This is a genomic window from Pseudomonas sp. RA_15y_Pfl1_P11 (assembly GCF_963970975.1).
Classification (GTDB): Bacteria; Pseudomonadota; Gammaproteobacteria; order Pseudomonadales; family Pseudomonadaceae; genus Aquipseudomonas; species Aquipseudomonas tritici.
Genome location: NZ_CAXAOY010000012.1, coordinates 30,710 through 56,762 on the forward strand (window position 1 = coordinate 30,710; position 26,053 = coordinate 56,762).

A 26,053-nucleotide genomic window follows, 5' to 3' on the forward strand; every position below is an offset into this window, starting at 1 on the left:
GCTCCCACAGGGGGCTGTGTTGACAGTAACGTTTTGAACGAGACCAGAACCGCCATGACCGAAGACACCATCAAACGCCGCGCCAAGGGCCTGGACCGTGCATTCGATATCCTCGATTTCCTCAAGGAAATCGGCCAACCCCTGCGCCCGAATGATATTGCCAGCGGCATCGGCAGCCCCAAATCCACCGTCTACGAATTGGTCGCGTCCTTGCTCGAACGACGCATCCTCGAAACGGTGGGCAAGGACGGTCACGTCTACCTCGGCCGCCAACTGTACTTTCTCGGCCAGGCGCACCTGCGCCATTTCGACCTGACCCGCGAGGCCGACCACGCCTTGCAGGAAATCGTCAGCCGAACCCACGAAACCGCGCAGATGTGCCTGCTCAACGGGCGCAAATACACGGTGGCGCTGATGCGCGAAGGCGAGCGGCATTTCCGGATTTCCTCGGACATCGGCGAAAACGCACCGATCCCCTGGACCGCCTCCGGACGCCTGCTGCTGGGGCACTTGAGCGATCAGCAGATCATTGATCTGATCGATCCCGACGACTTCATCCTGCCGGATGGCGAGCGCCTATCGCTGGAGACCTTCCTGGCGCAAATCCGTCAGGCCACCCTCGATGGCTTCTTTTCCTTCGACAGTGTGGCCGACACCTTTACCCATTGCTTTGCCGCCCCGGTACGGGACGCCCAAGGCATCAGCATTGCGACCCTGTGCATCGTCGCCCCACGCGCCGACGCGCTCAAAAACTACAACGACTATCGCCGGGTGTTGATCGACAGCGCCAACCACCTGGCCCGGCGCATCAACGAATAGGAGTTTTCCATGTCTGCCATCAATGCCGTTGAAAAGGGCGCGGCTGCCGTCGGTGCCCACCTGGTTCGTGACGTCAGCCTGCCCGCCCTGGTGCTGCACCGTGACGCCCTGGAACACAACATCCGCTGGATGCAGGACTTTGTCAGCAAGAGCGGCGCCGAGCTCGCGCCCCATGGCAAGACCAGCATGATGCCGGCACTGTTCCTGCGCCAGATCGCAGCGGGTGCTTGGGGCATCACCCTGGCCAACGCCGTACAGGTCCGTGCTGCTTATGCCGGCGGCGTGCGCCGTGTGTTGATGGCCAATCAACTGGTGGGCGCGCCAAACATGGCGTTGATCGCTGACCTGTTGGCCGACAAGGATTTCGACTTCCACTGCATGGTCGACCACCCGGATAACGTCGCCGACCTCGGCCTGTTTTTCGCCGCTCGCGGTTTGCGCCTCAACGTGATGATCGAATACGGCGTGGTCGGTGGCCGTTGCGGTTGCCGTAGCGAGCAGGAGGTCCGTGATCTGGCCAAGGCGATCAAGGCCCAGCCCGCCCTGGCCCTTACCGGTATCGAAGGCTATGAAGGCGTGATCCATGGCGAGCACGCCATCAGCGGCATCCGTGAGTTCGCCGCCAGCCTGGTGCGCTTGGCAGTTGACCTGCAGAACAACGGCTCTTTCGACCTGCCCAAGCCCATCGTCACCGCGTCGGGGTCGGCCTGGTATGACTTGATCGCCGAGTCTTTCGAGGCGCAAAACGCCGCCGGCCGCTTCCTCAGTGTGCTGCGCCCTGGCAGCTACGTGGCCCACGACCACGGCATCTACAAAGAGGCGCAATGCTGCGTGCTTGACCGCCGTAGCGACCTCAGCGAAGGCCTGCGCCCGGCGCTGGAAGTCTGGGCGCATGTGCAGTCTATGCCGGAGCCGGGTTTTGCGGTGATCGCCCTGGGCAAGCGTGACGTCGCCTATGACGCCGGTTTGCCGGTGCCGCTCAAGCGCTACAAGGCCGGTATCGTTCCGGCGGAAGGCGATGATGTGGGCGCGTGCAAGGTCACGGCAGTGATGGACCAGCACGCATTCATGACCGTCGCCGCGGGGGTCGAGTTGCGTATTGGCGACATCATCTCGTTCGGCACTTCCCACCCTTGCCTGACCTTTGACAAGTGGCAAGTGGGTTGCCTGGTGGATGAGCAGTTGCAGGTGATTGAGTCTTTGCATACCTGCTTCTAGACCGTGTCGCTCCCTTCGCGAGCAAGCCCACCCCCACATTGACCGCATTTTATCTGTAGGTATGCAGTCAACTGTGGGAGCGGGCTTGCTCGCGAAGGGGCCATCAGCCCACTCGAGAGATATGCCATGCCCCCCCAACCCCACATCGCCCTCATCGGCGAATGCATGATCGAACTGCAACACCGCGCCGACGGCAGCCTGCACCAGAGCTTCGGCGGCGACACCCTTAACGCGGCGGTCTACCTGCGCCGTGAACTGGGCGACACCGCTCACGTCGACTACGTCACCGCACTGGGCGATGACAGCTTCAGTGACGCCATGTGCCAACAGTGGGCGCAAGAAGGCTTGGGCCTGGGCAGGGTCCAGCGCCTGCCCGGGCGTTTGCCAGGCTTGTATTGCATCCAGACCGATGCCAATGGCGAGCGTAAATTCCTCTATTGGCGTAACGAAGCCGCCGTGCGCGAGTGCTTCACTACGCCTGCGGCCGAGCCGATCCTGGCCGCCTTGCCGGACTACGACGTGGTGTATCTGAGCGGCATTACCCTGGCGGTACTGGGTGAAATCGGCCGTGAGCGTTTGCTGCCAACCTTGATCGAAACCCGTCGACGCGGGGGTAAGGTGGTATTCGACAACAACTACCGACCGCGCCTGTGGGCCAGTGTCGAGGCGGCACGGGCGGCGTATCACCAAGTGTTGGCCGAGGTGGATATTGCCTTGTTGACCGAGGATGACGAGCGCGCGTTGTTTGGTTATGCCGACAGTGAGCAGGTATTCGCAGCGTATCCGGGGATTGCTGAGGTGGTGCTCAAGCGCGGGGCGCACGCGTGTTTGATCCGTTGTGCAGGGGAGCGCTTTGCAGTGCCCGCGCTGAAGGTGGAGAAGGTGGTGGATACGACGGCGGCGGGGGATTCGTTCAGTGCGGCGTATTTGGCTGGTCGGCTCAAGGGGGGCTCACCCGAAGAGGCCGCCTTGGCTGGGCATCGGTTGGCGAGTCGGGTGATCCAGGTGTCGGGAGCTTTGATTCCCGGGTGAATGGCCGCCTGCGGCGGTTCGGGAGCAAGCCCCACAGTTGACTGCATTCCTTCAGATGACATGCGGTCAACTGTGGGAGTGGGCTTGCTCGCGAAAGCGGTCCAAAGCCAACCCCTTAGTCCCGGTAAAACACCTGCACCAAGTGATACCCAAACTTACTCTTGATCGGCCCGTGAACCACCTTCACCGGCTTCTTGAAAATCACCGCATCAATCGCCCCGACCATCTGCCCAGGCCGCACTTCACCCAGATCGCCGCCACGCTTGCCAGACGGGCAGGTGGAGTACTTCTTGGCCAGCACGTCAAACGCCTCGCCCTTGGCAATGCGCTGCTTGAGTTGTTCGGCTTCTTCGCTGGTTTTCACCAGGATATGACGGGCTTGGGCTTTCATTGATCTCTACCAGGTGTGCGACGGCGCGCGATTATGCCTGAACTCATTCGTCCACGCTGATCATGCTGCGGATTGTCGTGGCCAGCAGGTCGATGGAAAACGGTTTGGCAACCATGTTCATGCCGTCTTCCAGAAAGCCCTGGCGCTCAGCGGCTTTCTCGGCGTACCCGGTCATGAACAGGACCTTGAGACCGGGCCGCTGCTGACGGGCAATTTCCGCCAACTGCCGGCCGTTCATGCCCGGCAGGCCGACATCGGTGACCAGCAAATCTACGCGCAGGTCCGACTCCAGCAGCGGCAGTGCAGCCCGTGCGTCCGCCGCCTGATGCGCGGTGTAGCCCAGTTCATCGAGCACATTGACCACCAGCATGCGCACCGCCGGGTCGTCTTCGACCACCACTACCGCCTCACCCGCCAGCGCCAACGGGGCTTCGCTCAGGTGCGGCGGCTGGCTGCTTTCCAGCGACGTACCGTACAGGCGCGGCAGGTACAGGCGCACACACGTGCCCTGGCCCGGATCACTTTGAATGGTCACGTGGCCGCCGGACTGCTGGGCGAACCCGTAGATCATCGACAGCCCCAGGCCGGTGCCCTGGCCGATGGGTTTAGTGGTGAAGAACGGGTCGAACGCCTTGGCCAGGATCTTCGGCGCCATACCCGTGCCGTTGTCGCACACGCCCAGCATCACGTAGTCGCCAGCCTTGACCGGTTCAAGGGTGGTGATGTCGGAGCCGTCTAGGTAACTGTTGGCGGTTTCAATCAGGATTTCACCGCCATCATGCATGGCATCGCGGGCGTTGATTACCAAATTGAGCAAAGCGTTTTCCAGTTGGCTGGCATCGGTGTTCACCGGCCAGATGTCATGGCCGAGTTGCACTTTGAGCGAGATATGCGCGCCCGTGGTACGCCGGAACAAATCTTCCAGAGACGTCACCAGTTGGTTCGGGTTCAGCGGGCGTCGGTCCAGTGACTGGCGGCGTGAGAACGCCAGCAAGCGGTGGGTGAGGGCGGCCGCACGATGGGCGGACGACACGGCAGCATCGGTAAAACGCCCGATCTCATCACTGCGCCCGGCGGTGATATAGCGCTGCATCAGGTCCAGGCTGCCGATGATACCGGTGAGCATGTTGTTGAAGTCATGGGCGATACCGCCGGTGAGTTGGCCGACCGCTTCCATTTTCTGCGCATGGCGCAGGGCGTCTTCGGCGCGCTCACGCTCGTACATTTCGTTTTGCAGGCGCTGGTTGGACTCGGCCAGCGCCTGGGTGCGCTGGGCCACGCGTTCCTCAAGGTTTTCGTTGAGGTGGCGCAGGGCCTGTTCGGTGTGCTTGCGCTCGGTGAGGTCCAATGCGGCACCGAGGAACCGCGCCGGGCGGCCTTGATGGTCCTTGTAGCAACGGCCCCGGGCAAACACCCAGCGCACGTTGCCATCGGCCTGCAGCAGGCGGTATTCCTCAGCGTATTCGGTGCCGAAGGTGATGCAGTGTTTGATGCTGCGCGTCACCGTGCCACGGTCTTCGGGGTGCACGCCTTTCAGGTAGTCGCTGATCGGCAGCAGGCCTGCATCGCTGGGCTCGACGCCGTGCAGGTAGGCGAAATGCGCGTCGGCAATAAAACGGTCTTCGCCGATATCCCAGTCCCAGGTGCCTACGGCGTCAGTGGCCGCCAGGGCGAGTTGCAGGCGTTGTTCCGTGTTGTGCTGGGCCCGGCGGCGTTCGTTGGTTTCGATGGCGGTGACCAGGATGCCAGCCACGTTGGCGCTTTCATCGCGGACCGGGCTGTAGGTCAGGTCCAGCCAGATCTCGGTGTCGCGATTATTGCGTTGCAGCACGAAGCGCTGCTCGCTGAACGTGCGCACCTCGCCGCTGAGCACAGCGTCGTAGACCGGCGCGGCAAAACTTTCCAGCTCCGGCCAGGTATGGTGCGCGGGTTTGCCCATGGCTTCGGGGTGTTTGTTACCCGCCAGCAGTGCGAAGCCGTCGTTATAGAGTTGCGTGAGTTGGCTGCCCCACAGCAGCAGCATCGGCATCGGCGAGTGCACGACAATATCCAGGGCAGTGCGCAGGCTTTGTGGCCAATCATTGGCCTCACCGAGTGGGCTTTGCGTCCAGTCCAGCCGCGCAATTAAAGCGGCGGCTTCGCTACCGGTGGATGTTCCCTTCATGTAAAAGCCCTGAGCGTAACGCTTTGAAAGATGACAACACCCATTATCCCGTGACGTGGGAATGAGTGACTACCCCCGAAAAATAGCATGCATTCGGGGTTTGTCTTCAAAACAGTGCGCCGGGGCTGAAACCTTTCATCCTTCAGCCAGTTCAGGGCGATTGCGAAACTGCTCCAGCGCCTGCGGGTTCGCCAGGGCGTCGGTGTTCTTCACGGGCTCGCCGTGCACCACATTGCGCACCGCCAATTCAACGATCTTTCCGCTGATGGTGCGGGGGATATCGGTGACAGCGAGGATCTTCGCCGGTACATGGCGTGGTGTGGTGTTGGCGCGGATCACCTGGCGAATGTGTTGCTCCAGGGCTGCGTCCAGGTCCACACCGTCATTGAGGCGCACGAACAGCACCACACGAACGTCGTCCTGCCAGCGTTGGCCAATCGCCAGGCTTTCCAGCACCTGTGGGACTTTTTCCACCTGGCGATAAATCTCTGCCGTGCCGATGCGTACGCCGCCCGGGTTGAGCACGGCGTCGGAACGCCCGTGAATCAGCAGGCTGCCATTGGGCCGCTGTTCGGCGTAGTCACCCTGGGCCCATACGCCGGGGAACTGGCTGAAATACGAGGCGCGCAGTTTATGGCGCTCCGGGTCGTTCCACAGGCCGATCGGCATGGCCGGGAAATGCCGGGTGCACACCAGTTCGCCTTTTTCGCCGATCAGTGGCTGGCCCTGGTCGTTCCACACTTCAATGGCCATTGCCAGGCTCTTGCACTGCATTTCGCCGCGCCGCACCGGCAACACTGGGTTGCCGATCACAAAACAGGAGACGATATCGGTGCCGCCTGACATGGAGGACAGGCACAACTCGCGCTTGATCTCGCGATACACGTAGTCGTAGCTCTGCGGCGACAACGGTGAACCTGTTGAAATCAGGCCTTTGAGGCTGCTCAGGTCGTGGGTCATGCGCGGTTGCAGGCCTGACTTTTCCAGCGTGGCAAGAAACTTGGGGCTGGTGCCGAACACGCTGATCTTTTCCGCGTCAATCAGGTCGATCAGCCGCTCGGGGCCCGGGTGAAACGGCGAACCGTCATACAGCACCGCCGTGGCGCCGATGGCCAGCACCGACACCAGCCAGTTCCACATCATCCAGCCGCAGGTGGTGTAGTAGAACAGGCAGTCCTCGCGCGACAGGTCGGCGTGCAGGCCGTGTTCCTTGAGGTGGGTGAGCAGCACGCCGCCGGTCCCATGGATGATGCATTTAGGGATACCGGTGGTGCCGCTGGAATAGAGGATGTACAGCGGATGATCGAACGGTACGGCGACGAATTCCGGCTCGCCACCGGCTTGGTAGGCGTCCTGCCACAGGGAGATGCTGGCGTGGGTGCGGTAGTCCTCGATCCGCGCCTGGGGCCGTGCATAAGGCACAATGATCAACTGTTCCAGGGACGGCAGGCGCTCGAGGATTTCATTGAGCTTGGCGGTCTGGTCGATGTGCTTACCGGCATAGCGGTAACCGGCGCAGGTGATCAGCACTTTGGGTTCGATCTGGCCGAAACGGTCGATCACGCCCTGGGTGCCAAAGTCGGGCGATGAGCACGACCAGATCGCGCCCAGGCTGGTGGTCGCGAGCATGCCCACCAGGGTTTGCCAGGTGTTGGGCATGCACGCGGCAACCCGGTCGCCCTGGGTGACGCCGGCAGCGCGCAGGCTTTTTTGCAGGCCGGCGACATGGGCAGCCAGTTCGGCGTAGGTCAATTGCTCGCGCTGGCCGTCTTCGCCGATGGCGACCACCGCCGGGTGATCGTCGCGGCGGCGCAGCAGGTGCTCGGCAAAATTCAGCGTGGCGCCGGGGAACCAGTGGGCACTGGGCATCTCGGTGTCTTCGATCAGCACGGCCGTGGGCGGACTGCGAAATTGCACGTCGAAGAACGCCACGATCGCCCGCCAGAAATCCGCGCGCTGGTCGATGCTCCACTGGTGCAGGTCCGGGTAGTCGCTGAGCTGCACGCTGTAGCGTTCGTTGAGGTAGCGACGGAACTGGTCCATGCGCGTGTTGGCGATGCGTGCCGGGGAGGGTTGCCAGAGGATGTCGGACATGCGCGAGTCTCTTGTTCTTATACAAATCTACGAGACAACATAGATCCAATGTGGGAGCGAGCAAGTCGAATCGTCGCACCGCCACTCCCATATTTGGATCTGCATTGGTGTGGAAGTCTGTGTTTATTGTGCCAGCCAACCGCCATCCATATTCCACGCCGCACCGCGCACCTGGCTACCCGCTTCGCTGCACAAAAACAGCACCAACTCACCCAGCTGCGGCGGCGTGACAAACGCCAGTGACGGCTGCTTCTGTGCCAGCAAATCATGCTGCGCCTGCTGCGGGTCCACGCCATTGGCGGCGCGATCATCAATCTGCTTCTGCACCAGCGGCGTCAGCACCCAGCCAGGGCAGATGGCGTTGCACGTGACGTTGCTGGTTGCCGTTTCCAGGCCCACTACTTTGGTCAGTCCGATCACGCCGTGCTTGGCCGCCACATACGCCGCCTTGCCCACCGAACCGACTTGCCCGTGCACCGACGCGATATTGACGATGCGCCCCCAGCCCTTGGCTTTCATGCCCGGCAAGCTCAGGCGCGTGCTGTGGAACACCGAGGACAGGTTGATCGCGATGATCGAGTCCCAGCGCTCAACCGGGAAGTCTTCCACCGCCGCGACGTGCTGGATGCCGGCGTTATTCACCAGGATATCCACGCCGCCGAATTCACGCTCGGCGTAGGCGATCATGTCGGCGATCTGCGCCGGGTCGCTGACGTCGGCCGGGTGATGGCCGACCTTGCCGCCAAACGCTTGCACTTGCGCGATCACCGCGCCGGCGTCGCCGAAGCCGTTGAGGATCAGATTGGCCCCGGCCTTTGCCAGGCTCAACGCGATGCCCAAGCCGATGCCGCTGGTGGAGCCGGTGACCAGAGCGGTCTTGCCGTTCAATGTCGTCATGAAAACCTCACACAATGCCGGTGGCGTAGAAAGTACCGATCACCACAAACACCGCGAGGGTCTTGATGATCGTGATGCCGAAAATGTCCTTGTAGGCTTCGCGGTGGGTCAGGCCAGTCACCGCCAACAGCGTGATCACCGCGCCGTTGTGGGGCAGGGTGTCCATGCCGCCGCTGGCCATCGCCGCCACCCGGTGCAGCACTTCAAGGGGGATATTGGCCGCATGGGCCGCCGAAATAAAGCTCTCGGACATGGCCGCCAGGGCAATGCTCATGCCGCCCGACGCGGAGCCGGTAATACCGGCCAGCAGGGTCACGGTAATTGCTTCGTTGACCAGCGGGTTGGGAATGCCTTTGAGCCAGTCTGCCAGTACCAAAAAGCCTGGCAACGAGGCGATCACCGCGCCAAAACCGTATTCCGAGGCGGTGTTCATCGCCGCCAGCAGCGCACCGCTGACCGCACTTTTACTGCCTTCGGCCAGCTTGCTTTTGATCGCCGACCAGCCGAACACCAGCACCATGATGATGCCCACCAGCAACGCCGCCTGCACCGCCCAGATTGCGGTCAGCTTGGCGATGTCGGTGGTCACCGGTGTGCTCATGCCCGGCAGGCTGAGGCTGTGGGTCTTGCCGTACCACTGCGGGATCCAGTGGGTGAACAACAGGTTCATCACCCCCACCAGAATCAGCGGCGACAGCGCGATCCATGGGTTGGGCAGGGTCAGGTTCTCAGCGGTTTCGGGCTCGTTGCGCAGTTCGGTGCCATAGCCTTCACCGGCACGTTGCGCCTTATTGCGCTGGCGCGCGAGGTACAGCATGCCGGCGCAGAACACGAAGATTGTGCCGACCAGCCCCAGCCACGGCGCGGCCCAGGCGGTGGTGTTGAAGAAGGTGCTGGGGATGATGTTCTGGATCTGCGGCGTGCCGGGCAGGGCGTCCATAGTGAACGAAAACGCACCGAGGGCGATGGTTGCCGGTATCAGCCGCTTGGGAATATTGCTCTGGCGAAACATCTCCGCCGCGAACGGGTACACCGCAAACACCACCACGAACAGCGACACGCCGCCATAGGTGAGCAGGGCGCAGACCAGCACGATCACCAGCATCGCCTGGCGCGTGCCGAGCAAGCGGATCGCGGCGGCGACAATCGAGCGCGAGAAGCCCGACAACTCGATCAGCTTGCCAAACACCGCACCGAGCAGGAACACCGGGAAATACAGTTTGATAAATCCGACCATTTTCTCCATGAACACCCCGGTAAACGCAGGGGCGACGGCGGACGGGTCGGTGAGCAGCACAGCGCCGAGGGCGGCGATGGGGGCAAACAGGATAACGCTATAGCCACGGTAGGCAGCCAGCATCAGCAGCGCCAGGGCTGCCAGGGCAATGATCACACTCATGGTGTGTCTCCATCGGGTTGTTATTTTTGTGGGGTGAGGCTTGAAGGAGGGCTATAGCGAGATGTGTGCCAAGATCACAAGCTATTGAAATATAAGGATATTTAAGATATTTCAAACAACAGCTCTGAGGTTTGTCTCTTATTTGAGACAGGTGCAGTTCAAATTTGGGAGCTGGCTTGCCTGCGATAGCGGTCTTCCTGCTAGCCTATATGCAAGCTGAACCACAGCGATCGCAGGCAAGCCAGCTCCCACATTAGATTGTCTTGAATTCGAGATTTATGTCTCTTTATTGAGACTCGCTGATGCCCAACGCCACCATTTTCTTATACAACGTCGACCGCCCAAGCCCCAGCCGCTTCGCCGCCTCCACCACATTCCCCTCACACGCCTCCAACGCCGCCCCTATCACCTGCCGATCAAACCGCTCCCGCGCCGCACCGAAACTCTCCCCCTCCACCGGCACCACCGCACTGCCACGCTGCACCGGGGTGAACGTACCAATTGCCGCACGAATTTCCCGGGCATCCAACACCAAGTCATCACTCAACAACGCCGCGCGCTCCAGCACGTTACGTAGCTCACGGATATTCCCCGGCCACGCATGCTGCGCCAATAACGCTAACGCTTCATGATCCAGTTCATGCTGGCTGCGCAGTTCCTCAAGGATCGCCTCACTCAGCGCCGGGACATCCTCCAGCCGCTCACGCAACGGCGGTACCTGGATGGGCAGCACATTCAGCCGGTAATACAGGTCCGCACGAAATTCGCCGCGCTTGATCGCCGCCTCCAGGTCCATGGACGTCGCGGCAATCACGCGCACATCGCTGTGCAGCATCTCGTTGGAGCCTACTGGCTCGAATTCTTTTTCCTGCAATACCCGCAGCAATTTGCTTTGCAGCGGCAGGGGCATGTCCCCGATCTCGTCGAGGAACAGCGTGCCGCCTTGGGCGATCTGGAATTTACCGGGACGGCCCTTGCGGTCAGCACCGGTAAACGCGCCCGGTGCGGTGCCGAAGAACTCGGCTTCCAGCAGGTCTGCGGGAATCGCCGCGCTGTTGACGCTGACGAAGGCCTTGTGCGCCCGCGTGGAGGCGCCGTGAATCGCCTGGGCGAGCAACTCCTTGCCGGTGCCGGTTTCCCCCAGTAACAATACCGGCGATTCGGCACTCGCACTGCGCCGCGCCCGGCGTTTCACTTCAAGGCTGGCGGCGCTGGTGCCGATGAAGTGCGCAAAGTTGTATTTGCTCTGGCGCGAACGCAGCAATGAGCGAGTGGAGGCCAGCTCCTGTTGCATGCTCAGGTAACGTTCGATCAATGGCGACAGGTTGCGCAGCTCATCAAACAAGGCAAAACCAATCGCCCCGATCACCGCGCCTGCGTCGTTGTGGATCGGCAGGCGCATCACCACCAGCGGGCCTTTGGGCGTGTCCTGGATATCCAGCAAGATCGGCTGATCATTGCGCACCACCTGGCGCAGCAGGCTGTTGGAAATCACCTGTTCACAGGGCTGGCCGATGGCTTCGTCAGCGCTTTTCAGGCCGAAGCGCTTGGCGTAACGCTCGTTCATCCAGACAATATTGGCGTCGCGGTCGACAATCACTGTGCCCTCGCTGGACTGCTCGATAATCTCGAACAGCGACTGGATGGCCAGGCCGCGAACCTGTTGGTAGTCCTTGAGGTTATCGGTGATGTTCATGTTTAGGCTACCAACACAAATTGGACATGGAATCGCGATCCTTGTGGGCGCGCACGCCTATAAGGGAATGTGCGCCGCTGCTAAAAGCTCTTTGGTATAGGCATGCTGCGGTGAATCAAACACCTGGTGGCTCGCGCCGGCCTCCACCACCTTGCCGTCCTTGATCACGATCATGTCGTGTGCCATGGCGCGCACCACCGCCAGGTCATGGCTGATAAACAGGTAAGTCAGGCCGTATTTCTGTTGCAGTTCACGCAGAAGTGCCACCACTTGTTTCTGCACCGTACGATCGAGGGCCGAGGTGGGTTCGTCCAGCAGCATCAGCGCCGGCTTGAGCACCAGGGCGCGGGCGATGGCGATACGTTGGCGCTGACCGCCAGAAAACTCATGCGGATAGCGGTGCCGGCTAGCAGGGTCAAGGCCCACGTCCTCGAGCACCTGAACCACCTGCGCATCGCGGTCGGCCAGGCTGCACGGCGCGTGTACTTCCAGGCCTTCGCTGATGATCTGCTCCACGGTCATGCGTGGGCTGAGGCTGCCGTAAGGGTCCTGGAACACCACCTGCATCTGCTTGCGCCATGGGCGCATTTGCTGGTTATTCAGCGGGTCAAGGGCTGCACCCTGGAAGCGGATGCTGCCGGTGGAATCGAGCAAACGCAGGATCGCCTGGCCCAGGGTGGATTTACCCGAGCCAGACTCGCCGACGATCCCCAGGGTCTTGCCACGCTGCACGCTGAGGCTGATGCCATCCACCGCACGCAGATAGGTTTTGTGCCGAAACAGGCCGCTGCTCAGCGGGAATTGCACGCTCAGGTCGTCGACCTGCAACACCGTCTCGCGCTCATCGCTGCACAGCGCATCACCGGCCGGTTCAGCATCCAGCAGCAGGCGGCTGTAAGGGTGCTGAGGCGAATTGAACAGGGTCTGGCAGTCGGCCTGTTCGACAATCTCCCCGGCGTGCATTACGCACACGCGTTGGGCAATGCTGCGCACCAGGTTGAGGTCATGGCTGATCAGCAGGAGCGACATGCCCAGGCGTTGCTGTAAGGACTTGAGCAGCAGCAGGATCTTGCGCTGCACGGTCACGTCCAGGGCGGTGGTGGGTTCATCGGCGATCAGCAACTCCGGCTCGCAGGCCAGGGCCATGGCGATCATCACCCGCTGGCGTTGACCACCGGAGAGCTGGTGCGGGTAGGCCTTGAGCCGCTCCTGGGGTTTCTGGATGCCCACCAGCTCAAGCAATTCGAGGATGCGCGCCTGCGCCGCCTTACCGCCCAGGCCCTTGTGCACCAGCAGGGTTTCGCCGATCTGCTTTTCGATGCTGTGCAGTGGATTGAGGGAGGTCATCGGCTCCTGAAAGACCATCGCAATGCGGTTGCCGCGCAGCTTTTGCAGGGTTGCCGCTGAGGCACCGATCAATTCCTGGCCACGATACTTCACCGAACCTGTGGTTTGCGTACCCGCTTCGGGCAGCAATTGCAGGATTGAATGGGCCGTCACCGACTTGCCCGAGCCCGACTCGCCCACCAGCGCCAGGCATTCACCGGGGCGCACATCCAGGCTCAGGTTGCGCACCACGGTCTGGCCACTGAACGCGACGCTGAGGTCGCGGATTTCGATCAGGTTCATACGGGAGCACTCACGAACGGGGGTCGAAGGCATCACGCAGTGCCTCGCCGATAAATACCAGCAGCGACAGGATCAGCGCCAAGGTGAAAAACGCCGTCAGGCCCAGCCACGGCGCTTGCAGGTTCTGTTTACCCTGGGCGATCAGTTCGCCCAGCGACGCGCTGCCTGCCGGCATGCCAAAGCCCAGGAAATCCAGCGCGCTCAAGGTCGAAATCGCCCCAGTCAAGATAAACGGCAGGTAGCTCAACGTCGCGGTCATCGCGTTGGGCAGGATATGCCGGCGAATGATCTTGCCGTCACCCAACCCCAACGCGCGTGCGGCCTTGACGTATTCCAGGTTGCGCCCGCGCAGGAACTCGGCGCGCACCACATCCACCAGGGCCAGCCAGGAAAACAGCGCCATGATCCCCAGCAGCCACCAGAAATTCGGCTCGACAAAGCCGGAAAGGATGATCAGCAGGTACAGCACCGGCAGCCCGGACCACACCTCCAGAACGCGCTGGCCAATCAAATCCACCCAGCCACCGTAGTAGCCCTGCAAGGCACCCGCCGCAATGCCGATGGCGGCGCTGATCGCCGTGAGCGCCAAGGCAAACAGGATCGACACCCGCGCGCCAAAGATCACCCGCGCCAACACATCCCGCGACTGGTCATCGGTGCCCAGCCAGTTCACCGTTGAAGGTGGGCTGGGGGCAGGGCGGGTCAGCTCGTAGTTGGGCGTGTCATCGCTGAACGGGATCGGTGGGAACAGCATCCAACCGCCGTCGTGCTTGATCAGCTTTTGCACGTAATCGCTGCGATAGTCGGCCTGGAACGGCAGCTGACCACCGAATTGCTGCTCGGTGTAACGCTTGAACACCGGAAAATACAGCTCGTTCTTGAAGCTCAGCACCAAGGGCTTGTCGTTGGCGATCAACTCGCCGCCGAGTGTCAGGATAAACAGGCCGATAAACAGCCACAGCGACCACCAGCCGCGACGGTTCTTCTTGAACCGCTCGAAACGCCGACGGGCAACGGGAGACAGATTAAGCATCAGGCGTTCCTCGCGGCGAAGTCGATACGCGGGTCCACCAGGGTGTAGCAGAGGTCACCGATCAGTTTTATCAAGAGGCCGAACAACGTGAAGATAAACAACGAGCCGAATACCACCGGATAGTCCCGCGATACGGCGGCTTCGTAACTCATGCGGCCCAGGCCGTCGAGGGAGAAGATCACTTCAATCAGCAAGGAACCGGCGAAGAACACACTGATAAACGCCTGGGGAATGCCCGAGATCACCAGCAACATGGCGTTGCGAAATACATGGCCGTACAGCACGCGTCTTTCGCTCAAGCCCTTCGCGCGTGCGGTCACCACATACTGGCGCGTGATTTCATTGAGAAACGAGTTTTTGGTGAGGATCGTCAGCGTGGCGAAACCGCCAATCACCAACGACGTTACCGGCAATACCAGGTGCCAGAAATAATCGGCGATCTTGCCCACGGTGCTCAGTTCTTCGAAGTTTTCCGAGACCAGCCCGCGCACCGGGAACCAGTTCAGCGAGGTGCCGCCGGCAAACACCACGATCAGGAACATCGCGAACAGGAACGCCGGCATTGCATAACCAATGACGATGGCGGTGCTGCTCCACACATCGAAGCTGCTGCCATGGCGCACGGCCTTGCGAATTCCCAGGGGGATCGACACCAGGTAGGTGATCAGCGTTGCCCATAAACCAAGGGAAATGGTCACTGGCATTTTTTCCAGGATCAGGTCGATCACTGTTTTACCGCGAAAGAAGCTGTTACCAAAATCCAACTGGGCATAGCTCTTGAGCATCAGCCAGAGGCGTTCCGGCGCGGGCTTGTCGAAACCGTATTGTTTTTCGATGTCCTTGATCAACTTCGGGTCCAGGCCACGACTGGCGCGGGAACCGCTGCTGATGCCTTCGCCGGATGAACCACCGACGCCACCGCCGCCGATGCCTTGCAGGTGGGCGATGGCTTGCTCAACCGGACCGCCGGGGGCGGCCTGTACGATCACGAAATTCACCAGCAGGATGATCACCAACGTCGGGATGATCAGCAACAAGCGCCGAACGATATAGGCAAACATCAGCGCGAACCTCCGCGTTTTTTCAGCTCGGCTGTCATTTGTTCATTGGTCAGTGGCGTGGGACTGATTTCCCACCAGGTTTCCAGGGCTTCGTCGTTCTTCGCCTCGATGGCCGGGCGACCGAAGCGGTTCCACCACGCGGCCGAGGTGCCCGGTGGGTAGTAGTTGGGGATCCACAGGTAATTCCATTGCAATACCCGGTCCAGGGCATGCGCGTAGGTGAGCATCTGCGCCTGGGTGTCGGCCTTGACCAGGCCTTTGATCAAGGTGTCGACGGCCGGATCCTTGAGCACCATGTAGTTATTGGCGCCGGGGTCATAGGCCGCAGCCGAGCCGAAGTAGTTGTACAGCTCCATGCCTGGCGACGTGGTGACGGGAAAGCCGATCACGATCATGTCGTAATCCCGAGTCATGATCCGATTCACGTACTGAGAAGCGTCAATACGGCGGATATTCAAGGTGATGCCGATCTGTGCCAGGTTGCGTTTGTACGGCAGCAGCAGACGCTCAAGGCCGTTCTGCGTATTGAGGAATGTGAACGCCAGTGGCTCGCCCTCGGCGTTCACCAGCTTATCGCCTTCAGGTCTCCAGCCGGCGTCTTCCAGCAAGGCCAGGGCTTGCAGCTGTTTGTCGCGAATCATGCCGCTGCCATCGGTCACCGGCGCCTTGAACACTTGGGTGAAGACCTCGTCGGGGACCTGGCCGCGCAAGGGCTCGAGAATCGCCAGCTCTTCTTTGCTTGGTAGCTGGCTGGCAGCCAGCGGGCTATTGGAGAAGAAGCTCTGCTGGCGGATGTACATGTTGCGCATCATCTGCCGGTTGGCCCATTCGAAGTCCCACAGCATCGCCAGCGCCTGGCGCACGCGGCGGTCCTTGAACATCGGTTTTTGCACGTTGAATACATAACCCTGGGCCGCTTGCGGCATCTGCTTGGCCAAATGCGCGCGTTGCAAGCGGCCATCGTCGAGGGCCGGGCCGTTGTAGCCGATGGAATAGCCGGTGGCGGAAAACTCGCGGTTGAAGTCGTAGGCGCCGCCGCGCAAGACCTGGCGGGCCACTTCGGTGTCACCGAAATACTCCAGGCTCAGGTGATCGAAGTTGTACAGGCCACGGCTGACAGGCAAGTCCTTGCCCCACCAATTCGGGTCGCGTGTAAAGGTGATGGTGCTGCCGGAGTCGATCTTGCTGATTTTGTACGGACCGCTGCCCAGCGGGGCCTCGTAACCGCCACCATTGGCGAAATCACGGGTTTTCCACCAGTGCTCCGGGAAGACGGGCAGGGTGGCAATGTCCAGGGGCAGGGTGCGGTTTTCATTGCTAGAGAAGTCAAAACGCACTTGGCGCTCGCCCTCGACGTCGACGTGCGTGACGTCGGCGAACAGCGTGCGAAAGCGCAGGCTGCCTTGGGTCATCAACAGGTCGAAGCTGTAGCGCACGTCTTCGGCGGTGATCGGTTTGCCGTCGGCAAAGCGTGCCTTGGGGTTGAGGAAAAAGCGCAGCGACAGGCCATCGTCGGCGCGCTCCATGTTCTCGGCGACCAGGCCGTAGACCGTGTAGGGCTCATCCAGGGAGCGCTGTGCCAGTGGCGCATAGAGCCAGCCATCGACCTGGGAAACACCAATGCCTTTGTCGATATACGGCAGCACATGGTCGAAGCGCCCGATTTCGATCGCTGATCGGCTCAGGCTACCGCCCTTGGGGGCATTCGGGTTGGCGTAGTCGAAATGGCTAAAGCCCGCGGGGTACTTGGCCGGTTCGCCGTATACCGTAAGGTAAGGTTGGGGCGCCGCAATCAGGGCGGTGCTGGTCAGCAACAGGACCAGCGTCGAGCTAAAAAGGTAGGAAAAAGCCAATCGCATTGTCAGCCTTGAACGCCGTGTGAAGTAGAAAAGGGATTTGTACGCTAACGGCATCAGCGTCGCCAGTCGTCACATGCACAACGGCCCACCAAAAGGCGGGCCGTTGTTTATAGCGTCAGCGCAGACTGGATCAGTCCTGGCGGCTGGTGACTTCCAGCAGGTGGTAGCCGAACTGGGTTTTCACCGGGCCTTGCACGGCGTTGACCGGGGCGCTGAATACGACAGTGTCGAACTCTTTTACCATCTGGCCTGGACCGAACGACCCCAGGTTGCCGCCGTCGCGGCTGGACGGGCAGCTGGAGTTGGCTTTGGCGATTTCTGCGAAATCGGCGCCGCCTTCGATTTGGGCCTTGAGTTCGTTGCACTTGTCTTCAGTGGAAACGAGGATGTGACGGGCGGTGGCTTTGGCCATGGGAAGTAACTCCTTGAGTAAAAAGGGTGAGCGTACCGGATTCAGGCGGTTATTTCCTGGCAAAGTTCCACTGGGTTTCGGGTGCTGCGCTAAACCTGGGTAGGCATCTGTCCATTGTTCAGCTGCTTCGGCGTAGCGCTCATAAGCGTTCAAAGCAGGACGATATAGTCGTTTTGCTGGATGATGGGCCGATGCGGGCCTTGCACCAAGTGCAGATAACGGCCATCCACCAGGTCGATGGGGAGGCAGTCGTCTATATCCATCACAGCGTCAGTATGGGCCTGGGACCAGTGACGCAGCATCTGTTGCTTGCCTTTGCTCATCGCTTCCTGCTTGTTGCGTGCGACCACCAGCAGGTAGTGGTGAGCCTCGCCAAAGCTGTTGGCTTCATAACCACCCAGGTTGATGAAGTACAGGTGATGCGCGCTGGCAGCCGGTGCCAGGTGGCTTATCTCGACTTTCCAGCCGTCGACGCCGTCCACTGCCATCCACGAATCGATATGCACGCCCTTGGGGCTGCCGAACCAGTCGGCGCGTAATTGCGGGTAGGCCGCTTCCAGCGTGTCGGCCACAGCGAATACCACATCGTGCACTTCAATCTTTGCGCGAGGGTGCTTGCCCCCAAGCATGACGACAAACAGCATTGCAGGTTCTTCCTGGCGACTTGGCAAAGGCTAACCATACTTCGATTGAACCCTTTTGTCCGGTCAATGCCACACTGTTAATCCGCGAACTCATCAGGAGGTTGTCATGCGTACCATTGATCTGGCGGGCGTTCCCGTCCCTGTCATCGGCCAGGGAACCTGGCGCATGGGCGAAAACCCCGACCAGCACCGCGCCGAAGTCGCGGCGTTGCAACTGGGCATTGATGAGGGCATGACCCTGATCGATACTGCCGAAATGTATGGCGAGGGTGGTGCTGAAACAGTCGTCGGCGAAGCCATTCGCGGTCGGCGTGACCAGGTGTTCCTGGTGAGCAAGGTCTACCCGCACAACGCCAGTCACAAAGGCGCTCCCCGTGCCTGTGAAGCCAGCCTCCAGCGCCTGGGCACGGAATACATTGATCTATATCTGTTGCACTGGCGTGGCCAATATCCTCTTGAAGAAACCGTCGACGCCTTCGAGCGCTTGCGCGAGGCCGGCAAGATTGGCCGCTGGGGCGTCTCCAATTTCGACGTGGCCGACCTGCAGGAGCTCGCATCCCCAGCCTGCGCCACCAACCAAGTGCTCTACAACATCGAGGAGCGTGGTATCGAATTCGACCTGCTGCCCTGGTGGCAACAGCATCACTTGCCCTTGATGGCGTACTGCCCGATCGCCCAGGGTGGCGAGTTGTTGGCCAGCCCGACCCTCAAGCAGATAGCGCGGCGCCACGAGGTGACGCCCGCCCAGGTTTCCCTGGCCTGGGTGTTGCGCCAGGACGGTGTGATCGCGATACCCAAGGCCGTCACCCCGGAGCACGTGCGACTCAACGCAGCCGCCGCCAAGCTGGTACTGGATGAGCACGACCTGGACGCTATCGATCACGTGTTTGGCGCGCCCAAGCGCAAGCATGCGTTGGCGATGGTGTAGCCAACTGGCAGGAACGGCGTCTTCCTTGGCGCCGTTTCTGTATCAATCCTATCTAGCCCGCAACCGGGCTGCGCCAGTCATCAGACCCCGATGTCCCGGACACTTCATGGGTCCACACGATCTTGCGATACGTGAAGTACACATCTTCCAGGTGCGTGAAATGGGCGTTGTCCGGGTCCTGGCAATTGGGCATGCGTGACTGGATGTCAACGATGGTCGCCCCTTCCAACTCAATGGTGAAGTAGTGTTCCTGGGTGCCGGCCGACGAGGTGCGCAACCACTCCAGCCGACACTTGACCTCTTCGCCGCTGGTCAATGCGCTGAACAGCAATGGTGAAGACTTATCGAAGACCTTGCTGATCATCAAAGGCTTGTGGACCCTCTGTCCCGTTGGCTGGCCCGACTGCGGATCGCGGGGAATGATCACCTGATGAGCAAAGGCCTGGACCAGGATCTGGTCCTCATGGCCTTCCTGATAAATGTTACCTACCGAGTCCTGGGTAAACGTGCCTGCCGTAATCAAACCTTGTTTGACACCGGTGATGGAGAGATACGCGGGTGTTGGCATGACGGGTTTCCTTGCCTGATTAATGAGGTAGCCCCAACCGATAATTGTGCCGACTGGGCAAATACCTCTAACAAAAAGCGTGCCTGAAAGTACGTTGCCCAATAAAAGTAGGGGGCGGCGTTATATGCGCATGGAGTTTCTATGAGATAGGCGGTTTTTGATTGCTTTGGAAGGTATTTGATTGCGCAGTGGTGCGCATTTAGTTGCTCAGGTAGATCGCTTGGTAAAACTTACAGTTTTCGAAGAGGACGAGCATCTACGGTTGTTTAATTGCGCAAAAAGTTGCGCATTCGTCGATTTAGGATGTTTGTAGGAAAAGGATTAAGTGTAATTTCGTCGCTTGCTGAATGTTATAGGCGTGGCTAAGGTTTGGGAGCTTTGCAGGGGTTTCGGCAAGGTAAAGATGGCTTTCTGATAAGCAGTTTTAATGCGATTAGTTGGCCTTTTTTTCTCGGTTAGTTGCGCGCGGTGCCAAATGTCTTATTCGGACGAGCTGTGTGATTATTGGCTTGAAGTTGCACGGTCGCCGTGTACGCAAACACGTTTTGCGGGCAGCGATATGCGCTTTTCAAGTGAGTATGAAGTCTTGGAATCAGAGCTGGCCAAGGTGCAGTCGATTCATGGCAACGGTCAGCCCGATTGGCATAAGGTCCTGGAAACCAGCGAGATCCTGTTACGCCAGCAGTCCAAGGACCTGAAGGTGGCCGTCTGGCTGACCTGGGCGCTGCACCAGCGTGAATCCTTCCCAGGCTTACTGGCCGGGCTCGGGTTGCTGCGTTATCTCTGCGAGCATCATTGGTCGGTGGTCTACCCTGAAAAACCGCGCACCCGCGGCGCGGCATTCGGATGGTTGGTGTTGCGCCTTGACCCCCTGTTTATGCAGGGCCCGCCGCTGCAGAGCCAGCAGCCTCTATTTCGTGCCGTGCTTGAGCACCTGATATGCCTCGATGAGCTGTGGGCCAAGCACTTGGGGGATGAAGCGCCGCTGCTGCTGCCGATACGCAGGCAATTGGCCCAGCGATTGGAGCGGGCTGCGCAGGGCGACACCCCGGCGGTGGGATTGAGTGGCGTCATTGCGCAGGTCAAGCTGGCGACCAGCCAATTGCTCAAACCCGAAGCGGTGGTGGACAACGAAAAAGACGCCAGCAAGTTGCTGCGTACGTTGCAGGAACAAGCCCGTTCCCTCTGTGCCTGGTGGTTGCGCCAGAACGCTAATGACCTGCGCGCCCTGCGCCTGAATCGAACATTGACATGGCTGGCACTCGCCAGCTACCCGGATGCCGATAATGAGCGGGTGACCGCCTTGCGCGGGCCAGCCCCCGACAAGCTCAAGGGTTATCACGCGGAGCCTACAGAATTCGGAAAAAATCGTACGCTAAGAGTATAAACCTGCCGTAGCGGCCTGATTTTACTTGTGTTTTTTCCAAGACGCTGGCTTTGCCCTTAGCGCTCGTAGGACTGTCTTGATCTTTGCATCGCTCCGATCAGGGGACACCCCTACGGCCTATTCCGCTTGCTGCGTCATTGATCATACCGGGATCTGTTTAAGTAGGAAAATAACCTAAGCTATTGATAAACCTGGTCACCTTGGTGAAAGCACATGATATTGCTTCAATCCCAGGAACGAAGTTGATGGTCAAATCCAAACGTATTAAGTTCGCAGTCAACCCAACTGCACGTTGGCTGCGTGGCTCGCTACCCCATGACAGCCGCATTCCAGCCGATGCCCATCCATGACGATGCTTAGGCCGTTCATGCGTCGATGCGGATGGCCTTCCGTGAACGCGTAGATACCCACATGCAACGGGCAGGTGACTTTGTCGCCGAGCACGGCTACGGTTTTGCCGTTGATCTGGTGAGTGCCTGCAAGCTGGCACTCGACGACCTCACCACCACTGCTGGTGGCGTCGCCTAAACAAACGGGTTGTTTCATTACGTGACTCCGGCTGGGTCGAAGTTGAAAAGAAACGACATGTGAACCTAGAGAGGCACTCAACTCAGTGACCGCGAATCACCAGAGGCACGAAATATATCGCTGGAATAAGCACGGCGAGACTCGCGGCAAATACGTGGATATAGAATGTATCACGCACCGTACCGGTAAGCCTCCAGGGCTTAAACCACGCGGCGTAGATGAGTAAAAGCAGGATGCCACCCAATTCCACTTTCGCTAAAAGGATAACGAAATAAGCAAAGGCCAATGCACCGTTCAGCGAGCGATCATTTGTCATATATAAAAGAGCAACACCGATAATAGGTAGCCATATGCCGATACCTACAAGAATCAGAAAAGCACGCTCGCCGGTAGTTGATTTTTGATCAGAGCTCATGTTCGCTCCTTACGTATTATTGAATTGGCACGCCCGATTTGCTCTCGCAGGTCATGCAGAGGCTGGCACTTATCTGTAGCTGTTGCGGCTCGTACTTGAAAACACGGGCAAGCGGTATCAAAGCCAGAAAGCATGCTGTCCTCCCAGATAGGCCGTTTCATTGCGTCACTCCCGGCGCGCCAAAGAGGAAGGGGTCGGCCCAGCGGGTTTTCGCGTTTTGGGCTTTGGTGGCTTCGTCGGGTGGGCGGACCATTTGTACGGTAGTAGTGCCGTCGCTGCCGTTGTAGACGACGGCGCTGGTGCCGCCATCGAGGTAGCTGGCCATGCTGGCGAGGTTGATGGCGACCAATGCGCTGCTGACGCCAGTGTTGCCCAGGCGACGGCCCAGGTCGTAGCCTTCTTCGACGTTGCCCAGTTCGATGCCGGTGCCGTCAGTATTCAGTGCGTGCAGGGCGTTGTTCAGGGCAATCAGGCCGTCGATGTTGTCGGTGCTGTCGTAGAACACGCGTACTGGGGCGGCGCCTTCGGGCAGGGTGTTCAGGGCTGTGAGCCAGGCGCCTTGCAGGGCTTTGACTTGTAGCGCGGGTTTAAGGCTTTTGCCGTTTTCGTCGGTCATCGCCACTTTTATTGGGCGGTGCAGGTAGCCGAGCATGGGCGCGGCGTCGAATTCCTTGATCTGATGCTCAGCCCAGCGCACGGGGAGCCAGGGCGTGGGTTCGAAACGGCCGGGGCCGCGATTGCTGAGGGTTTGCCACAGTTCGGGGAGTTGGGCGTGCCAGTAGGCGCTGGACATGGTGCCGGGGCCATTGGGGGCTTTGAAACCTTCGGCACGTTTTTCTGCTTCATAGACTTCGCGAAATAGCGGGGAGTGTTTCCAGTAAAACGCCCATAACTTGCCCATGTCAGTGCGCTTGTTTTGGTTGTCCTCTTCCTCGTTGGTGGCGAATGGACGCAGGTATTGATCGACCCTGTCTGAGCGTGAGACCAACAGCCCGGTCATGGCTTCATAGACTTTGGGCACCGCATAGCCATCCTGCATCCCTGGTGTTCCGGTAACCCGAAGACCGTTGCGCGTCGTATCGCCATCTTCGCTAACGATCAATGCCTCTGGTACTTCTGGGTTGTCATCAAAAAACTGAAACAGCTTTTCGATCATGGGTTGGGCGTGAGTAGTGTTGTCTGCGTCTTGCCAGAGAAACAGCGTCACGCCGAGCGTGGCGGCATTTCGGCCACTCCAAATATTGCTCGCAGAGCCAGTACTATTGAGGCGTTTGAGAGGACCAAGCGCAAAGGTCGGCAAGGGCCAGTAGGCCACGGCATCGCGGGCGGAATGGCGGAAAGCGGCGCGGGTATTGATCGCGGCATCATCACGTCGGGTGCCCGCACTATAAGGATAATCCTGAGCGTTCTGTGAATGGATTGAACTGAAGTTGTCGTTTTTCTTTTGAATCAGGCGCCAAATACCGGATTGCTGGTTTTCATCCACCGCCAAGCCCGCCGCCCTGATCTCCAACGCATAAGTCCGTTCACGTTCGGCAATCTGCTCCGCGGTCAATGGCACGGGTTGCGCAACAACAGCAGCGCCGCCATTGGCCCACTGCATCACGGCCTTGCCACCCCACACCACGCCATACAGCAACGCCACCACACCAAAAATGGCAGCAAGCCCAGCGAGAGTGGGCAGCCCAACGGATCTCATCGTCATCTCTTCAATCTCTATATATTTCATCACTTCGTGGGTCACGAACGTCAGCCACCCGAGAACCAGTACGAACCCGATCCAGAGGAAAACCGTTAAACGCGGTCGGCTGCTCATGATTGACCTCCTGGATGGCCGGGTCTTCTGACCATGGGCGGGGGCGTCATTGGCACCAGTTCAGGGGAGGGGAATGTTCCTTTGTCGTAATACTTGTAGTTGGCGGTAACCAATGCCTGCGCCTCAGCACTTAACTTTGGCCATCCGGGCATTTGTGTAATTTCGTTTTCGAATGTTTTTTCATCCGTCCGCCAATCCCCCATCGCAATCAACACCTCCCGAATCTGCGGATCGTCCAAACATTTACCCTGCCCCACCGCCACATCCATCGCCGTCACCCACCGATGGTTTTCCGGGCTGCGCAACACTGCCGAGTGATAGCTGTTGTTGTCCCATTCCTCGGGATCTACCGCCAGACGGGCGCGGATTTCGTTGGGGGTTTCTTCGCGTTCTATTAAAAAATGACCGACCGGGCTGAGCATCGGGTTGCCCGACATCCCCTGGCGCAGCACACGGGTCTGGTCATCCGGGTGTTTATCCTGATTCCAGGCAATCAACGCCTGATCAAGGTCCACCCGCTGTGGGCTTTTGCGCACTTCAACCCATTTGAACGTGGCGTTTTTATTGCCCAGCGCATTGTTCTGCGACACCGCGTCCGGTGCGTCGATACCTGGACTGGTCGGGTTACCCGTGATGGCTTCGCCGCCGAACATCTGCGGCGCATGCGGCGGCACCAACGCTTCGCCGTTGATATAGCGGGTTTCGTCGATGCCGACGGAGGCCTGCAATATCGCTTTGAGGGGATCATATTCCGCCGCGTAGCGCTCACCCCAAACCCGCAACGGCACCAGGGCTGGCGCTGCACCCACGTAGATCGGCTGTTCATTGCGGTGCCGCATGCTCCACAACCGCTGATAGAAGCCCGAAGGCATGGCGGCCATGGCAGGCTGGCCATCGGGCAAGTGCGGCGGCACCCCGAAGGTGCCAATACCGCTCACATCGCTCAGGCCCACGGTCGAGTCGTCATGGCTGAAATACAGGTACACCTTGCCGCGATTGTCACGCTCGGGAAACACCACCGTGCGGTCGTCCGGCCCCAGGCGCTGGCCTTGTCCGGGCGACCAGTTCGGGCCGGTGCGACCGCCATAACCGGGTTGCGCGTATTGCATCGCCGTGAGGGGCGGTGCTGGGTGAGGCGTGTCGGTAACGGCCTGCACGATATCAAGCAGGGTGCCGAGGGTGTCGGAGCCTTCCGGGGTTTTATTCGGTAAGAGTGAATACGGCGAGGCAACCATGATCGCGCAGTCGGCGCAGCGCTGGCCGCGATCCACCAGTAATGCCTGCGCGAGCAGGGTGATCAGCGTGCCCTGGCTGTGGCCCATGATGGTGATGGTTTCATCGGGGGCCAGGCGGCGCGCTTCGCTGATCAGCATGGCCAAGCGATGGGCGGCCAGGACGAAATAGCGGCGCTTCGGGTTGGCGCCCATGAACAGTGGATTGGGCAGAGAAAGATTAGCGGCGTGCCGGGTGATTTTGTTGAATCCCTCGCCAAACATTTCCAACAGATTGTTGGTGGCGTTGGCGAAGAACCCACCGCCCTTGGCGAAGTGCCGGTCCAGACGGTTGTCGAAGTTGTCCTGGTACTGGGTGCGCAGTTTGGTCGGGTCGCCGTTTTTGTCGCGTTTGATTTCGTCGGGCGCGGCGCGATAGCCCCAGTAGAACGGGATGAAACAACTGCGGGTGGTTTTGTTGGTGCTGCGTTTGTAGAGGTAGGTGTCCGGGTCGTCGAGCCTGTCTTTGTTTCGTGCAGACAGGCGCTCTACCGGAATCGCCTTTGCCGCCGCAAAGTCAGCGCCATAACTTCCCGCGTATAAATCCGGGCGGTGCAGCCGCTCGTTCAAGCCTTGAAGCAACCCGGTTTCCACCGACTCATACGAGGCGCCAGGATCGTTAACGCCATGCAAGAAAATCACGATGCCGGGCATGTCACGTGGGATAGCGACCAGACGATCACCCGGTCGATTAGGGACAAGCCGACTGCGTTGTTCCGCGATAACAGTGTAGTTAGGTTCGCTCATGCCTTAGTTCCTTTGGCTGTTTTTTCATGCGCCACGCGCATTGCG

Annotated in this window: 21 protein-coding genes and 1 pseudogene; 5 read left to right on the top strand and 17 right to left on the bottom strand. The window is 59.9% G+C overall.

What is annotated here, in order from left to right:
- Positions 1 to 54 precede the first annotated feature (54 nt).
- The 3 genes from AACY44_RS16200 to AACY44_RS16210 all read left to right on the top strand — a co-directional run bounded on the left by AACY44_RS16200 (position 55) and on the right by AACY44_RS16210 (position 3,069).
- The gene (locus AACY44_RS16200; RefSeq protein ID WP_339415868.1) at positions 55 to 819 is read left to right on the top strand and encodes an IclR family transcriptional regulator; all 765 of its coding nucleotides are present in this window, start codon (positions 55 to 57) and stop codon (positions 817 to 819) included.
- 9 nt (positions 820 to 828) lie between these two features.
- Positions 829 to 2,037 carry an amino acid deaminase gene (locus tag AACY44_RS16205; protein ID WP_339436608.1) on the top strand — a complete coding sequence of 403 codons (1,209 nt, stop codon included), beginning with the start codon at positions 829 to 831 and terminating at the stop codon, positions 2,035 to 2,037.
- 126 nt (positions 2,038 to 2,163) lie between these two features.
- Positions 2,164 to 3,069 (top strand): sugar kinase, encoded by a 906-nt coding sequence (locus AACY44_RS16210; RefSeq protein ID WP_339439166.1) that lies wholly within the window; start codon positions 2,164 to 2,166, stop codon positions 3,067 to 3,069.
- Between the two features lie 115 nt (positions 3,070 to 3,184).
- On the opposite strand, the gene AACY44_RS16215 is transcribed toward AACY44_RS16210, so the two are convergent.
- From AACY44_RS16215 to AACY44_RS16270, 12 genes are all read right to left on the bottom strand, one after another.
- The gene (locus AACY44_RS16215) at positions 3,185 to 3,460 is read right to left on the bottom strand and encodes a peptidylprolyl isomerase (protein WP_003174397.1); all 276 of its coding nucleotides are present in this window, start codon (positions 3,458 to 3,460) and stop codon (positions 3,185 to 3,187) included.
- Positions 3,461 to 3,503: 43 nt separating this feature from the next.
- Positions 3,504 to 5,624, bottom strand: a complete 2,121-nt coding sequence (locus tag AACY44_RS16220; protein WP_339427600.1) for an ATP-binding protein — start codon at positions 5,622 to 5,624, stop codon at positions 3,504 to 3,506.
- 135 nt (positions 5,625 to 5,759) lie between these two features.
- The gene (locus AACY44_RS16225) at positions 5,760 to 7,718 is read right to left on the bottom strand and encodes an acetoacetate--CoA ligase (RefSeq protein ID WP_339530645.1); all 1,959 of its coding nucleotides are present in this window, start codon (positions 7,716 to 7,718) and stop codon (positions 5,760 to 5,762) included.
- A gap of 123 nt (positions 7,719 to 7,841) precedes the next feature.
- The gene (gene hbdH / locus AACY44_RS16230) at positions 7,842 to 8,615 is read right to left on the bottom strand and encodes a 3-hydroxybutyrate dehydrogenase (protein WP_339415873.1); all 774 of its coding nucleotides are present in this window, start codon (positions 8,613 to 8,615) and stop codon (positions 7,842 to 7,844) included.
- Positions 8,616 to 8,622: 7 nt separating this feature from the next.
- Positions 8,623 to 10,014 (bottom strand): GntP family permease, encoded by a 1,392-nt coding sequence (locus tag AACY44_RS16235; protein WP_339415874.1) that lies wholly within the window; start codon positions 10,012 to 10,014, stop codon positions 8,623 to 8,625.
- Between the two features lie 286 nt (positions 10,015 to 10,300).
- Positions 10,301 to 11,710, bottom strand: coding sequence for a sigma-54 interaction domain-containing protein (locus AACY44_RS16240; RefSeq protein WP_339415876.1), 1,410 nt, complete (start codon positions 11,708 to 11,710; stop codon positions 10,301 to 10,303).
- A gap of 57 nt (positions 11,711 to 11,767) precedes the next feature.
- On the bottom strand, positions 11,768 to 13,339 hold the full coding sequence (locus AACY44_RS16245) for an ABC transporter ATP-binding protein (RefSeq protein ID WP_339415877.1): 1,572 nt from the start codon (positions 13,337 to 13,339) through the stop codon (positions 11,768 to 11,770).
- A 10-nt stretch (positions 13,340 to 13,349) separates the two neighbouring features.
- Entirely contained in the window at positions 13,350 to 14,372 is a 1,023-nt protein-coding gene (locus AACY44_RS16250) for an ABC transporter permease (RefSeq protein ID WP_339427597.1), read from the bottom strand.
- Positions 14,372 to 15,433, bottom strand: a complete 1,062-nt coding sequence (locus AACY44_RS16255) for a microcin C ABC transporter permease YejB (protein ID WP_065890854.1) — start codon at positions 15,431 to 15,433, stop codon at positions 14,372 to 14,374. Before AACY44_RS16255 ends, AACY44_RS16250 begins: the two co-directional genes overlap by 1 nt.
- Positions 15,433 to 17,292 (bottom strand): extracellular solute-binding protein, encoded by a 1,860-nt coding sequence (locus AACY44_RS16260; RefSeq protein WP_339439172.1) that lies wholly within the window; start codon positions 17,290 to 17,292, stop codon positions 15,433 to 15,435. The genes AACY44_RS16255 and AACY44_RS16260 overlap by 1 nt, the downstream gene beginning before the upstream one ends.
- Positions 17,293 to 17,422: 130 nt before the next feature.
- Entirely contained in the window at positions 17,423 to 17,704 is a 282-nt protein-coding gene (locus tag AACY44_RS16265) for a peptidylprolyl isomerase (RefSeq protein ID WP_339415882.1), read from the bottom strand.
- A 149-nt stretch (positions 17,705 to 17,853) separates the two neighbouring features.
- Positions 17,854 to 18,348: a DUF1543 domain-containing protein gene (locus AACY44_RS16270; protein ID WP_339415883.1), complete on the bottom strand. Its 495-nt coding sequence runs from the start codon at positions 18,346 to 18,348 to the stop codon at positions 17,854 to 17,856.
- A gap of 106 nt (positions 18,349 to 18,454) precedes the next feature.
- On the opposite strand from AACY44_RS16270, the gene AACY44_RS16275 reads away from it, so the two are divergent.
- Complete coding sequence (locus AACY44_RS16275) at positions 18,455 to 19,276, top strand: aldo/keto reductase (protein WP_339415884.1); 822 nt, start codon at positions 18,455 to 18,457, stop codon at positions 19,274 to 19,276.
- 52 nt (positions 19,277 to 19,328) lie between these two features.
- On the opposite strand, the gene AACY44_RS16280 is transcribed toward AACY44_RS16275, so the two are convergent.
- The gene (locus AACY44_RS16280; protein WP_012724698.1) at positions 19,329 to 19,844 is read right to left on the bottom strand and encodes an Hcp family type VI secretion system effector; all 516 of its coding nucleotides are present in this window, start codon (positions 19,842 to 19,844) and stop codon (positions 19,329 to 19,331) included.
- A gap of 475 nt (positions 19,845 to 20,319) precedes the next feature.
- Here AACY44_RS16280 and AACY44_RS16285 point away from each other — a divergent pair.
- Positions 20,320 to 21,183: pseudogene (locus AACY44_RS16285) on the top strand (type VI secretion system ImpA family N-terminal domain-containing protein); the annotation flags it as partial.
- Positions 21,184 to 21,507: 324 nt separating this feature from the next.
- Here the strand turns inward: AACY44_RS16285 and AACY44_RS16290 are convergent.
- The 4 genes from AACY44_RS16290 to AACY44_RS16305 all read right to left on the bottom strand — a co-directional run bounded on the left by AACY44_RS16290 (position 21,508) and on the right by AACY44_RS16305 (position 26,008).
- A complete protein-coding gene (locus AACY44_RS16290) occupies positions 21,508 to 21,777 on the bottom strand; it encodes a PAAR domain-containing protein (protein WP_339415886.1) in 270 nt (89 codons plus the stop codon).
- Positions 21,778 to 21,841: 64 nt separating this feature from the next.
- Positions 21,842 to 22,174, bottom strand: coding sequence for a hypothetical protein (locus AACY44_RS16295; RefSeq protein ID WP_339415887.1), 333 nt, complete (start codon positions 22,172 to 22,174; stop codon positions 21,842 to 21,844).
- A gap of 157 nt (positions 22,175 to 22,331) precedes the next feature.
- Positions 22,332 to 23,990 carry a type VI lipase adapter Tla3 domain-containing protein gene (locus AACY44_RS16300; RefSeq protein WP_339530648.1) on the bottom strand — a complete coding sequence of 553 codons (1,659 nt, stop codon included), beginning with the start codon at positions 23,988 to 23,990 and terminating at the stop codon, positions 22,332 to 22,334.
- Positions 23,987 to 26,008, bottom strand: a complete 2,022-nt coding sequence (locus tag AACY44_RS16305) for a T6SS effector phospholipase Tle3 domain-containing protein (RefSeq protein WP_339427594.1) — start codon at positions 26,006 to 26,008, stop codon at positions 23,987 to 23,989. The genes AACY44_RS16300 and AACY44_RS16305 overlap by 4 nt, the downstream gene beginning before the upstream one ends.
- Positions 26,009 to 26,053 lie beyond the last annotated feature (45 nt).

Excerpts from the sequence above, each read along its gene's own strand:
- AACY44_RS16225 (WP_339530645.1), bottom strand. The coding sequence starts at position 7,718 with ATGTCCGACATCCTCTGGCAACCCTCCCCGGCACGCATCGCCAACACG.
- AACY44_RS16295 (WP_339415887.1), bottom strand. The coding sequence starts at position 22,174 with ATGAGCTCTGATCAAAAATCAACTACCGGCGAGCGTGCTTTTCTGATT.
- AACY44_RS16255 (WP_065890854.1), bottom strand. The coding sequence starts at position 15,433 with ATGTTTGCCTATATCGTTCGGCGCTTGTTGCTGATCATCCCGACGTTG.
- AACY44_RS16270 (WP_339415883.1), bottom strand. The coding sequence starts at position 18,348 with ATGCTGTTTGTCGTCATGCTTGGGGGCAAGCACCCTCGCGCAAAGATT.
- AACY44_RS16215 (WP_003174397.1), bottom strand. The coding sequence starts at position 3,460 with ATGAAAGCCCAAGCCCGTCATATCCTGGTGAAAACCAGCGAAGAAGCC.
- AACY44_RS16250 (WP_339427597.1), bottom strand. The coding sequence starts at position 14,372 with ATGCTTAATCTGTCTCCCGTTGCCCGTCGGCGTTTCGAGCGGTTCAAG.
- hbdH (WP_339415873.1), bottom strand. The coding sequence starts at position 8,615 with ATGACGACATTGAACGGCAAGACCGCTCTGGTCACCGGCTCCACCAGC.
- AACY44_RS16245 (WP_339415877.1), bottom strand. The coding sequence starts at position 13,339 with ATGAACCTGATCGAAATCCGCGACCTCAGCGTCGCGTTCAGTGGCCAG.
- AACY44_RS16260 (WP_339439172.1), bottom strand. The coding sequence starts at position 17,292 with ATGCGATTGGCTTTTTCCTACCTTTTTAGCTCGACGCTGGTCCTGTTG.
- AACY44_RS16280 (WP_012724698.1), bottom strand. The coding sequence starts at position 19,844 with ATGCCAACACCCGCGTATCTCTCCATCACCGGTGTCAAACAAGGTTTG.
- AACY44_RS16210 (WP_339439166.1), top strand. The coding sequence starts at position 2,164 with ATGCCCCCCCAACCCCACATCGCCCTCATCGGCGAATGCATGATCGAA.
- AACY44_RS16240 (WP_339415876.1), bottom strand. The coding sequence starts at position 11,710 with ATGAACATCACCGATAACCTCAAGGACTACCAACAGGTTCGCGGCCTG.
- AACY44_RS16205 (WP_339436608.1), top strand. The coding sequence starts at position 829 with ATGTCTGCCATCAATGCCGTTGAAAAGGGCGCGGCTGCCGTCGGTGCC.
- AACY44_RS16235 (WP_339415874.1), bottom strand. The coding sequence starts at position 10,014 with ATGAGTGTGATCATTGCCCTGGCAGCCCTGGCGCTGCTGATGCTGGCT.
- AACY44_RS16290 (WP_339415886.1), bottom strand. The coding sequence starts at position 21,777 with ATGAAACAACCCGTTTGTTTAGGCGACGCCACCAGCAGTGGTGGTGAG.
- AACY44_RS16275 (WP_339415884.1), top strand. The coding sequence starts at position 18,455 with ATGCGTACCATTGATCTGGCGGGCGTTCCCGTCCCTGTCATCGGCCAG.
- AACY44_RS16265 (WP_339415882.1), bottom strand. The coding sequence starts at position 17,704 with ATGGCCAAAGCCACCGCCCGTCACATCCTCGTTTCCACTGAAGACAAG.
- AACY44_RS16300 (WP_339530648.1), bottom strand. The coding sequence starts at position 23,990 with ATGAGCAGCCGACCGCGTTTAACGGTTTTCCTCTGGATCGGGTTCGTA.
- AACY44_RS16200 (WP_339415868.1), top strand. The coding sequence starts at position 55 with ATGACCGAAGACACCATCAAACGCCGCGCCAAGGGCCTGGACCGTGCA.
- AACY44_RS16220 (WP_339427600.1), bottom strand. The coding sequence starts at position 5,624 with ATGAAGGGAACATCCACCGGTAGCGAAGCCGCCGCTTTAATTGCGCGG.
- AACY44_RS16305 (WP_339427594.1), bottom strand. The coding sequence starts at position 26,008 with ATGAGCGAACCTAACTACACTGTTATCGCGGAACAACGCAGTCGGCTT.